The organism is Burkholderia sp. Ac-20379 (assembly GCF_017104645.1).
Taxonomy (GTDB): domain Bacteria; phylum Pseudomonadota; class Gammaproteobacteria; order Burkholderiales; family Burkholderiaceae; genus Burkholderia.
In genome coordinates, this window is the sequence record NZ_JAAGPF010000038.1 from 1 (window position 1) to 12,927 (window position 12,927).

Consider the following 12,927-nt stretch of genomic DNA (forward strand, 5'->3'; position numbering starts at 1 on the left):
TGCTCCCGCCACGTTCGCGCCATGCCGGTTTCGTATCGTCCTCAGATTGCCGGTCGTCCGCCTGAAGAGGCGGGCCGGACGGCGCAAGGATCGGCGCTCAGCGCGCCACGCACAATATCTATCGGGTTCGGGGTGAGGGATGGCAGCAGACGCACGCACGGCACGGCAACACAACGGCGGGGTTTCGCGCGCCGTCCTCAAATCGAATCTGCGGCCGGTGTGCCGCGCCGTCGCGCTGCTGTTGGCGGCGGGCGTGACGACGCAGGTGCACGCGGCGGGCCTCGTCAACCTCGGTTCGGCCATGCCGCGCGCCTCGGGCAGCGCCGCCGGCGTCGCCGGGCTCGGGGCGATCAACGTGGGCATCTCGCCGGCCGCGGCGCTGCAGGCCAGCCAACCGTCGATTCGCAACCTCGGCTACACCGCGCAGGCCATCGCCGCGCAGATCGCCGCGCAGCACGCGGCCGCGGCGGCCGCCGCGAACGCGCTGTCGAACGTGCCGAACGGCCTGGCGGCCGGCGGCCTGCAGGTGGCCACGGGCGCCACTGCCGATACCAGCAACCCGGTGCTGTGGATCAACGCGAGCGGGCCGACGCAGAGCGTGGACGCCAGCGGCCACGTGACGGTCGACGTGCAGCAGACGGCGCAGAACGCCGTGCTGACCTGGCAGACGATGAACGTCGGCAAGCAGACGACGCTGAATTTCGATCAATCGGGCGGCACCCAGACCAACGGCGCCAATAACTGGGCCGTGCTGAATCGCGTGAACGACCCGAGCGGCCGGCCGAGCGAGATTCTCGGCAACATCACGGCGCAGGGCGCGGTGTACGTGATCAACCGCAACGGCGTGCTGTTCGGCGCGGGCTCCCAGGTCAACGTGCATTCGCTGGTGGCCTCGTCGCTCGATCTGCTGAACATGAACGACTACAACCAGTCGTTGATCGCCGCGCGGCCGGGCGCCGCGCAGACCACGCCGGCGCTGAGCGACAGCACGCTGGCCCAGGATGCGGCCGGCATCGTCGCCAGCAACCTGCAGTTCCTCGGCTCGTCGGCCGGTTCGACGGGCGGCCTCGCCGCCGGCGAGGCGGGCAGCACCGGCAACCTGGGCGGCAACAACACGACCACGCCCAACGTGGTGCTCGGCCTCGGCAACAACGTCAACCTCACGTCGGCGGGCCAGTACCGTTCGTGGGGCGACGTGACGATCGAGCAGGGCGCGTCGATCACGACCCATGCCAACGGCACCGCCAGCGACGGCGGCTTCGTGCTGATCGCGGCGCCCAACGTGACCAATGCCGGCAGCATCACCGCCACCGACGGCCAGGTGGTGCTGGCCGCGGGCGTGGGCGTGAGCCTGCGGCCGAACGTGAACCAGCCGCAGATCCTCTCGCCGGAACTGAGCGGCAAGCTCACGCTGCTCGACACCGCCGCCGGGACGAGCGCCGACATCACGCCGATCGGCACGCTGACCAACACCGGCATCGTGCAGGCCACGCGCGGCAACGTGAATCTGCTGGGCGGGCGGGTCGACCAGAACGGCGTGGTGGGCGTGACGACGAGCGTGAACACGCCCGGCTCGATCACCATCTCGACCGTCGACGAATATGCGTCGAACAACCCGAACGGCGCAGCCTATCTCGGCCAGGGCGTGGTCCTGGTCGGCGTGGGCGGTGCGGTGGGCGACGCGACGAACCGCGCCGGCATGCTGAGCTTCGGCCCCAACTCGGTGACGACGGTGCTGCCCGACACCAACGGCCAGACCGCCACCTCCGCGCCGGGCACGACGTTCGTGCCGGGCAGCATCGCCATGACGGCCGGCGCCGTGTGGTTCCAGGGCGGCTCGCTGATCGAGGCGCCCGGCTCGACCGTCTCGGTCGCGGCGCTGACCTCGACGTCGCAGGTGGCCTACAACGCCGATCTGCAGCAGCGCGCCGTGCCGGGCCGCATCTACCTCGACAACGGCGCGACGATCGACGTGTCCGGCCTGGCGAACGTGGAGCTGCCGATCTCGAGCATCCTGCTGACGATCGACCGGATCGGCGGCAACGAGCTGGCCGATTCGCCGCTGCTGCGCGACGGCTTCCTGTTCGGTCTCAAGGGCGTGGTGGTGGACAGCACGCTGACCGGCACCCGCAGCGACGGCGTGCAGTGGGTCGGCAGCCCGATCCTGAACCTGGCCGGCTATGTCGACCTGATCCCGCGCAGCGTCGACCAGTTGCTGACCAACGGCGGCAAGATCACGCTGGCCGGCAACGAGGTGATGACCGCGGCGGGTTCGTCGATCAACCTGAACGGCGGCTATGTCCACTACGACGGCGGCATGGTGAACACCACGCGCCTCGTCGACGCGAACGGCGCGATCGTGCCGATCGGGCAGGCCAGCCCGTACGACACCTATCTCGGCATCGCCGGCGCGTTCACCGAGACGCACGCGCGCTGGGGCATCACCAAGACCTGGTACAACCCGTTGCAGACGGGGGGCACCTATCAATCGGACTTCATCGTCGGTGGCAACGCGGGCACGCTCGACGTCTATGCGCAATCGGCCATGGTGCTCGACGGCGACATCAGCGCCCACGCGTTCGGCGGCGCCAAGCAGACGCAGGGCAACAGCCTGCCCGCCGGCGGCACGCTCAACGTGGGCGTCGATCCGTCCGGCACGTCGATCATCGGCCTCACCGCCGGCGGCAATACCGCGTCGGTGTCGTCGGGCGTGGCCGGCCTGGTGATCCTGCAGGATCAGGCTCCGCAGCTCGACAGCCTGGCGTCGGGCTTCTCGGTGTCCACCGCGCTCGATACGACGACGCTCGGCGCGTTGTCGAGCACCGATCCGAACAATGTGCTGGCGACCCAGGTGGTGCCGACCTCGACGCTGAACAAGGGCGGCTTCTCCAACCTGAACGTGACCGAGGACAAGGCCGCGGGCAAGGGCATTCTGGTGGCCGAGGGCACGCAACTGACGCTGCAGGCGGGCGGCTCGATCTCGCTGAAAAGCCCGAGTGGGGGCGCCGGCGTGACGGTGCTCGGCGACCTGAGCGTGCCCTCCGGCACGATTTCGGTCCTGGCGGGCGGCGATATCTCGGTCGGCCCGAACGCGACCTTGAGCGTGGCGGGGCAATGGGTCAACAACGATGTCCAGGCCGCGCCCGGCACGACCCCCGGCAATAGCGAATACATCAATGGCGGCAGCATTTCGCTGGCGACGCAGGAAACGTCCAACCGCGCCACGCAGGCCGACACGACGGGCTCGATCGTCCTGCAGACGGGCAGCGTGCTGGATCTGTCGAGCGGCGGGATGATGCAGGCCAATGGCCAGTTGCTGATGAGCAACGGCGTGGCCCAGGGCAAGGGCGGCAACCTGACCCTGCGCACCTACGACACGAGTGCGTTCGGATCATATGGCACGGGGGATGCCTTCGCGCCGACGCTGCCGGGCTCGCAGCCCACGCATGGCCGGATCGAGATGAACGGCACGATCCTCAGCGAAGGCTTCTCGGGGGGCGGCACGCTGACGCTGCAGGCGCCGGGCTTCCAGATCGGCGGCGATGCGGCGGCCATGCCGGCCTGGGATCTCTACCTGCCGGAGGGCTTCTTCGCGCAGCAGGGCTTCGGCAAGTATGTGCTGAATGCGCTGTACGACGTCACGGTCGCGCCCGGCGCGACCGTCGCCGTGACCCAACGCAATCTGATCCCCAACGCCACGGGCCTGCTGAACGCGGCAACCGGCGCCAATCTGTCGGCCGGCGGCCTGGCCGGCACCGGCACGCTCGACGCCTATCACCGGCAGGCCACCGATCTGGTGCTGACGGGCGGCGGTTATGCCGGCTGGCTCGACGCCAAGGGCGCCACGCCGACCTACGCCGGTGTGACGGGCGGCGTGACCGTGGCGTCGGGCGCGTCGATCGTCGCCGATGCGGGCGCGAGCGTCGGGCTCGGTTCGCCTGCACAGGTGGTCGTACTCGGTTCGATCGTCGCGCCGGGCGGATCGATCGTGCTCGATGTGGCGGGTTCGATCGGCAACCCCTATCTGCTCGACGGGCAGACGGCCGCAAGCCTGGCATCCAGCAACCGGAGCGTCTGGCTGGGGCCGGACGCGCGGCTGGATGTGGCCGGCGTGGCGCTCGCCAATCCGCTGGCCGTGCCCGTCAAGATCGGCGCGCAGGGCGTGCAGCCGGACACCGGCAAGGTGCTGGCCGGGGGCACGGTGAGCCTCGCGACCGACGGCGGCTACGTGGTCGCCCAGGCCGGCTCGACGATCGATGTGTCGGGCACGTCGGCGCAATTCGATGCGCTGCAGGCCAACGGCCGCTATGCGAAGCAGACGGTCTGGAGCGATGCGGGATCGATCACGTACGGGGCATCGTCCGGCCTGCTCGCCGACGCCACGCTCGACGCGCATGGCGGCGGCGGCGCGGGGCAGGGCGCGGGCGGCACCCTGACGATCCTGCCGATGCAGCAGGCGGACAAATCCGACAACATGGCCGTGGTGATTCGCCAGAGCGGCGACCTGGCGCCGGCCGGCCTGACGCCGGGAGGCAACCTCGCCACCGCCATCGACCCCACCACGGGGCAGCCGATCGGCGCCACGCCGGCCCACCTGCTCCAGTTCTCCGCCGACCGCCTCGACGGCTCCGGCATCGCCAACCTCGTGCTCGGCGACGCCAGCGCGGCCGGTGGCGGCGCCGTGGTGCCGTCGATCGTGTTCGCGGGCGACGTCAGGCTGGCGCTGCCGGGCTCCCTCACGCTCAATACCAACCGCATCGCGGCGATCGGCACGGGGCAACTGTCGAACCTGCTGGCGAATCCTGCGACGGCCTCGCTGCCCGCCCTGCTGGGTCAGGCGCAGCAGCCGGCGCTCGGCACCACGGTCGAGCTCGATGCGCCGTACGTGGCGCTGAAGGGGCAGGCGAACACGCTGGCGCCGGCGTTCGTCCCGGTTGCGACGCTGTCCGACGCCACGCTGAACGTCAATGCCGGGTTCATCGACCTGTCGAACCAGATTCAGTTGAACAATTTCGGCCAGGCCAACTTCGTCAGCAGCGGCGATATCCGCCTCAGCTCGACCAAGGTACAGGCCACCGGCGCCGCGAACGTCTTCGCGCCGGGCGTGCTCTATTCGCCCGGCAATCTCGCGTTCAAGGCGGCCGACCTCTATCCGTCCACCGGCAGCACCTTCATCATCGATGCCGCCGGCCCGGTGGATGCGGCCACCGGCCAGCAGACGCCCACCACCGTGACGTTCGCGCCGAACGGCGCCTCGGGCACGCCGCTGTCGGCGGGCGGCTCGTTGCTGGTCGACGCCACCGACATCGTTCAGGGCGGCACGCTGCGCGTGCCGTCGGGCAAGCTCGTGCTCGGCGTGGGCGACCCCAGCGACAGCGCGACGCAGAGCCTGTTCGGCGGCCTGCCGCTGCTGGCGGCCACCGATTCGGTGCGCCTCACCAGCGGCAGCGTGACCTCGGTCTCGAACGGCGGAATCCTCATCCCCTACGGCACCACGGTCGACGGCGTCGAATACCAGTTCAACCCGGTGTCGGGCGCGGCGGCCGCGGATCTCGGCGCACCGCCGGCGAAATACATCGGCCTCAACGCGGGCAAGGTGTCGCTCGAGCCGGGCGCGATCATCGATCTGTCGGGCGGCGGCGACCTGCAGGCGGTGGAGTGGGTGCCCGGCACCGGCGGCACCCGCGACGTGCTCTCGCAATACTCGATCAGCTACGCGAACTCGACCTCCGGCAGCGCGGTGCCGGTGAACGTCGGCGGTTCGAACGTGTATGCGATCGTGCCGGGCGCGCAATCGCCGGTGGCGGCCTACGATCCGGTCTACGCGCAGGGCACGCAGCCGTCCACCAATGCCAACGGCACGGCCAGCACCACCACCGCAACGCTTGGCGTGGGCCAGGCGGGCACGGGCGACGTGGTCGGCAAGTCGGTCTACCTGTCGGGCGTGCCGGGCCTGCCCGCCGGCTACTACACGCTGCTGCCGGCGAAGTACGCCACGCTGCCGGGCGCCTATCGCGTCACGGTGTCGAGCGCCTCGGGCGGCGTCGTGCCGGGGGCGAGCGCGACGCTGCCGGACGGCACCGTGCTGACGGCCGGCTACCTGGCCGATTCGGTGACGGGCAGCCGCAGCGCCACCCCCACGCTGTTCAGCGTGCAGTCGGGCGCGGTCTGGCAGCAGTATTCGCAGTACACGCTCACCAGCGCCAACAGCTTCTACGCGGCGCAATCCGTCAGCAAGGGCACCGTGACGCCGCCGCTGCCGGTCGACGGCGGCCAACTGGTGCTGGCGGCCACGCGGTCGCTGGCGTTGGGCGCCACGCTCAATACCGCGCCGGGCGCGGGCGGCGCGCCTGCCGAGGTGGATATCGCCGCGCAGGACATCCAGATCACCGGCAACGGCAGCAGCGCGCTGGCCGGGTATCTGCAGATCGACGCCGGCGCGCTCGATTCGCTGACGGCGGGCAGCCTGCTGATCGGCGGCACGCGCACGGCCACCAGCAGCGGCATCACGATCGCGCCGATCGCCAACAGCGTGGTGGTGTCGAACGACGCCGGCTCGTCGCTCACCGGCCCGGAGATCCTGCTCGTCACCCGCTCGGGCGCGGGCGGCGTCGACGCGAACGCGGCCAACGGCCTGCAGGTGGACGCCGGGGCCTCGATCGTCGCGGCCGGCAGCTATCCGGCCGGCAAGGACGCGCCGATCACGATCGCCGGCGACGGCGCCCTGTTGCGCGTGTCGAACGGCGCGCCGGTGGCGCTGTCGCGCACCGGCTCGACCGGCACCGGCCTCCTGACGGTCGGTGCGGGCGCGACGCTGGCGGGCGGGCAGTCGCTGCTGATCGATTCGTCGGGCAACCTGAAGGTCGATCCCACCGCGGTGCTGTCGGGCCGCGCGATCGCGGCCGACGGCGCGGCGATCACCATCACCAATGCGACCGGCAGCGCCGTGGACGGCCTGCCCGGTTTCGTGATCAGCCCGGCCGGCCTCGCGCAGTTCGCGAACGCCGATCAGGTCACGCTGCGCAGCTATGGCGCGATCGCGTTCCTGGGCGACGTCACGGCCAGCTTCGGCAATCGCGTCGATCTGAGCGCCGGCAGCTTCACGAGCGACGGCGGCAACGTCACGCTGAACGCGCCGCAGATCGCGTTCACCAACGAGGCCGGCGCACCCACGGTCACGCCGGTGGCAGGCAGCGGCACGCTGACCGTCAATGCCGGCGAGATCGATCTCGGCGCCGGCGCGAAATCGCAGAGCGGCTTCGGCTCGGTGAACATGACGGCGAGCGGCGGCATCGCCGGCCAGAACACCGGCAGCTTCGATCTGGGCGCGGCGGCGGTCACGCTGGCCGCGCCCGTGTATCTGGCCGATACCGGCTCGAACGAAACGCTCGCCACCACCGGCGCGCTCGCGTTGAATGCGGGCGCCGGCACCGCGCTGTCGCGGGCGTCGCTCGGCGGCGCGATCGGTTTCACCGGCGGCACGCTGATCGACAACGGCGCGCTGATTTCCGCGCCGGCCGGCAACGTGAGCCTCGAAGCCACCACCGGCAACCTGACGATCGGCAACGGCGCGGTCGTGAGCGCGGCCGGCGTGGCGAAGACCTTCTACGACGTCACGGCCTACGCGCCGGCCGGCAGCATCTCGCTGACCGCCGATGCCGGCACGGTGGACGTGCAATCCGGCTCGACGCTCGATTTCTCGGGCGCGAGCGGCGGCGGCGCGGCCGGCGCGCTGACGCTCTCGGCGCCGCAGCAGACGGTGGCGCTGAACGGCACGATCAAGGGCAACGCGGCCAGCGGCTATGCGGGCGGCTCGTTGTCGCTGACCAGCGGCAGCGCGGTGAATCTCGATGCGCTGGCCGGCACGCTCGCCTCCAGCGGCGTGAATCATGCGATCTCGGTGCGCAGCAAGACGGGCAACCTGACGCTGTCCGCCGGCAACACGCTGACGGCCGGCTCGGTGGCGCTGATCGCCGACGGCGGCGCGGGCAACGCGTCGGATACGGCGAACGGCAACGTCGTCGTGCTCGGCACGATCGACGCCTCGGGCAAGGCCGGCGGCGAGATCGACCTGTACGGCCACAGCGGCGTGGATATCGAGGGTTCGCTGCTCGCGCGCGGCTCGGATGCGAACCAGCGCGGCGGCACGGTGGTGATCGGCACCAATGGCGTGTTCGATCCCGCGGCGGCGAATCCGTACAACGCCACCTACGGCTACGAGAACATCGACCCGGCGCATGCGGGCACGATCCGCGTGGGCGCCGGCGCCTTGATCGACGTGTCGGGCGGCACGGCGGGCGGCTTGAGCGGCGGCACGGTCAGCTTCCGCACGCCGCTGCTGTCGGACGGCACGGTCAACCTGATCATGCCGGCCGGCGGCTTCCAGCCGGGCAAGGGCATTGCCGGCTCGCGCGCGACCTCGCTCGAGGCCTATGCCGTGTGGAGCACGGCCGACGCCACGGCCGGTGCGCAGCATTTCGACGGGATCGTCGATCCCGCGGGCTGGTACGACGCCAAGGGCAACTTGCTGGCCGGCACCTTCGTCGCGCAGAATGCGGCCGCGACGAAATTCACGTTCGCGCCGAACTCGACCGGCGATGGCGGCGGGACGGTCACGAACGCCACGACCGGCGTGTCGACGCTGCTGACTCGCGACCAGTTGCAGACGGGCGATGCGGCGATCGGCTTCGGCGGGCTGTCGAGCATGTATTTCTCCGCCACCACGCCGAATGCCACGCACGAATCGTTCTACGGCTACCGGAACGGCGACGCGACGGCGGCCGTGCCGGGCACGCTGATGGGGTTCGTGCAGCACGGGCTGGACGGCGTGGTGAACCCGCTCGTCGCGGCCGGCGTCGCGAATGCGCGCCTGACGCCGGGCATCGAGCTGGACAATCCGGGCTCGGCCGTCAACGGCGGCAATATCTCGGTGCTGACCAACTGGAATCTCGGGGCCGGCGCCTCGTCGACGGATCTGGCCTATCGCTACGACGGTCAGGCGCCGGTCGTGACGCTGCGCGCAGCGAACGACGTGACGCTGAAGGCGAGCGTGTCGGACGGGTTCTTCCAGATCGCCAATCCGCTCGGCGGCGGCGTCATCAGCGTGCCGCCGCTGTCGAGCTTCGGCGCCGTGTCGGCGGTGTTCAACGCCCCGTCGGGCGCAAACGGGGCCGCTTACGGTTACTCCCTCGGCTATTGGCTTCCGAAAGGGCTGGTTGCGGCGCCGGGTCACCCGACGGGCGGCACGGCCGACGAAGTCGCGGAGTACTACGCGTTGTATTCCGCCTACGAGAACTATCTGGTGTCGGCTCCGACCAGCTTGAGCGGGCAAATCACCGGAACGGATCCTCGCACCGACGTCGCTGAATTGATGCAGTCTATCCGTGGTGGACCGGTGATCGCAGGGCAGCCGGTTGCGCCGACGGCGCCCACGGCCGCGATGCAGGCCGCCGACCCGTCGTCGTATCTCGTCTACCTCCACGACTATCAGGATTATTTCGCCGCGGCCGTCAAGTTTTACGTGGCGAACCATGCATTGTTCGCGCTGAGCCTCCTTGCGCCGCCGGCGGTGCAGCCGGTTTCCGTCATCGCGGCATCGACCATTCCGGTGCCCGCGGTGGCCGACAACACGCCGTCGCCGGTCGCGTCGGCGGGCAATCCGCTGCCGATGCTCTCGGCTTCGCTGATCGGCGGCGGCAGCACGTTCCGCGTGATCGCCGGCGCCGATGCGAGCAGTGCGAATCCGGCGGCCCTGCAGGCGCTCTCGCAGCCCGGCTCGGCGGGCAGCGTCGTGCTCGACGGCTATACGAGCTATCTCGATGCCAACGGCCGCCAGATCCTGGCGCCGACGATGATACGCACGGGCACCGGCGCGATCGATATCGCGGCGTCGGGCGACATCGCGCTCTACGACACCTCGCGCAATTGGGCGGCCGATCCGTCGCTCCAGCTCGTGCCGGGCGTGATCTACACGGCCGGGCAACTGTCGGCGGGCGCGCCGGCGCAAGGCACGACGGCATCGGTCGTGCACGCCGGCACGGTCGGAACGAACTACCAGGACATCCTGCTGACGCCGACCGTGAATTCCGATGCCGCGGGCGACGTGACGCTGCTTGCCGGCGGCAATATCGTCGGCGCCGAGAAGCTGACGGATGCCACCGGCCTGGTCACGGGCGCCGCCGGCACCGATATCAGCCAGTTCTGGTGGCAGTGGATGCAGATCGGCAACCCGACCGGCAAGGTGGGCGCGACGAGCCCGGTCACGCAGACCGTCCAGACTTCGATCAACTTCGGCGGCTTCGATCAGGGCGTGATGAGCGTGGGCGGCAATGTGTCGGTGACCGCCGGCGGCGACATCTCGAATCTGTCGGTTTCGCTGCCCACCACGTGGTGGCTGACCAATGCGAATACGGACAACCCGACGGTCAATACCGTGGGCGGCGGCAATTTGACGGTCGGCGCGGGCGGAAGCATCCTCAGCGGCGCCTATTTCGTGGCCAAGGGCGCCGGCCAACTGACGGCGGGCGGCCAGATCGCCCCCAACTACTCGGTGCCGTCGGGCTCGCTGATCGTGCCGCCGGTCGACGTGTCGACCATCCTCGCGCTGCAGGACGCCACGCTGAACGTCAGTGCGCGTCAGGGCGCGAATATCGGCCAGATCGTCGATCCGTCCTACATCAAGGGCGGCCAGACCTCCGCCTTCGACATCCTGACCGACATGAAGGGGTATTCGACCGGCTCGAGCGTGACGGTGGCCGCCACGACGGGCAATGTCGCGATCGGAACGCTGACCAAGCCGGCGGTCATCGGCGGCGGGGCCGTCGCATCGTTGTCGTCGCCGGCCGGCGATCTGTCGTACGTCCTGCCGTCGGCGATCGGCCTGACGGCTTTCGACGGCGGTATCACGATCGCATCGGCCGGCGCACTCTCTCCGTCCGCGTCGGGCAATCTGGCGCTGCTTGCGGATCAATCGATTTCGATCTCGGGGTCGCCGCTGAACAGCAACGCACCGGCCGTGTTCGGCATGCTGGACAGCAACCCGGCGCAGATGCCTTCGCCGACCAATCCGAATGCGCAGGTGTTCCAGTTCACCGACAGCAATCTCGCGGCGCACGCGGCGAGCCCGCTGCACGCGGACGATACGACGCCGGCCCGCCTCTACAGCCTGAACGGCTCGATCGTCGATGGGGCGCTCGGCACGGTCAACGGGGTGGCGTACTACCAGAACCTGCTCTCGATCGGGATCGACAAGCCGGCCTTCATCCAGGCGGCGGACGATATCGTGAATCTGGCGTTCGTCGGGCAGAACCTGAGAAAGTCGGATATCACGCGGGTGGTGGCCGGGCGCGATATCTACGACACGCCGTTGGCGCCGGGCCAGCGGCAGTTCGTGATTCCGTCGATCGTGCTGGGCGGGCCCGGCACGCTGGATGTCGAGGCGGGCCGCAATATCGGGCCGCTGACGAACGTGCTTCAGGAGTACGCCATCGTCGGCGCGGGCGTGTTCTCCGGCTATACCGGTATCGACGCGATCGGCAATGCCGGCAACCCCTACCTGCCGCACGAGAGCGCCAACGTCAACGTGATGTTCGGCGTCGGGCCTGGCGTGAATCTCGCCACCTTCTCCGCCACCTACATCGATCCCGCCAGCGCGGTGGCGCGCGATGCGAACACCGCGCCGGCGCTGATCGCCTTCATCGGGCAGTACCAGGCCGGGCAGGCCGTCGACACCGGGCTGGTGAAGGATCAGCCCGCGGTGCAGCCGATGACGGCGGAACAGGCCTGGGCCGCCTTCAAGGACCTGCCGGCCCATGTGCAGCAGCTGTTTGCCGAGCAGGTGCTGTTCGGCGTGCTGACGAAGGTGGGCGAGGGCTACAACGATCCGGCCAGCCCGTTCTATCAGAAATACGTCAGCGGCTTCGACGCGATCAATACGCTGTTCCCGGCCGCGCTGGGCTATACCGCCAACAATCTGTCGGGCGGCTCGAACGGCGCGAGCCGCACGGCGGATACCGGCGATCTGGACATCCGCAGCACGACCATTCAGACCCAGCAGGGCGGCAGCGTGTCGATCCTCGGGCCGGGCGGCCAGGCGCTGGTGGGCAGCACGGCGGCGCCGCCGCAACTGCTCAACAGCAACGGCAAGGTGGTGGCCGGGCCGGGCACGATGGGCATTCTCACGCTCGAGACGGGCGACGTGAATATCTTCACCGACCGCAGCGTGCTGCTCGCGCAAAGCCGGATCTTCACCGAGCGCGGCGGCGACATGACGATCTGGAGCTCGAACGGCGATATCAACGCGGGCAAGGGCGCGAAATCGTCGTCGGACGTGCCGGCGCCGCAGTATGTCTGCGATCCGAACCACTACTGCACGGTGGATGCGCGGGGCGCGGTGACGGGCGCCGGCATCGCGACGCTGCAGAGCGTGCCGGGCGTGCCGATCGGCACGATCAACCTGATCGCGCCGCGCGGCACGGTGGATGCGGGCGACGCGGGCATTCGCGCCGGCAACATCAACGTCGCCGCGCTGCGTGTGGCGAACGCCGACAATATCCAGGTGTCGGGGAAGTCGAGCGGCATTCCCGTCGTGCAGTCCGTGAACACCGGGGCGTTGACCGCCGCCAGCTCGGCCGCGACGGCGGCAAGCCAGATGGCGCAGGATCTTGCGCGCGGCAATGCATCGGGCGGCGGCGTGCGCCGCTGGAAAATCACGGTGCAGGTCGAGGGCTTCGGCGAAACCGAGGAATCGCGGCGGCGCAAGCACAAGCAGGTCAGCTACGATCCGTCCAACGCGGTGTCGGTGGTGGGGTTCGGTCAGGCCGGGCCGACCCAGCGGGCGGCGCTGAGCGAGGGCGAAAGGACGAAGCTCGGCAAGCTTTGACGGAGCGTTCCCGGGAGGGCGAGCCCGCCGCGCGATGCGGCGGGCTT

At 69.9% G+C, this 12,927-nt stretch carries 1 protein-coding gene; it reads left to right on the top strand.

The genetic code is table 11. The annotated features are described in order from the left end of the window. The first annotated feature begins 139 nt into the window (after positions 1-139). Complete coding sequence (locus tag G3N92_RS07655) at positions 140-12,880, top strand: filamentous haemagglutinin family protein (RefSeq protein ID WP_206126862.1); 12,741 nt, start codon at positions 140-142, stop codon at positions 12,878-12,880. Positions 12,881-12,927 lie beyond the last annotated feature (47 nt).

Bases quoted from the DNA above. Each gene is read 5' to 3' on its own strand.
- G3N92_RS07655 (WP_206126862.1), top strand. From the start codon at position 140: ATGGCAGCAGACGCACGCACGGCACGGCAACACAACGGCGGGGTTTCG.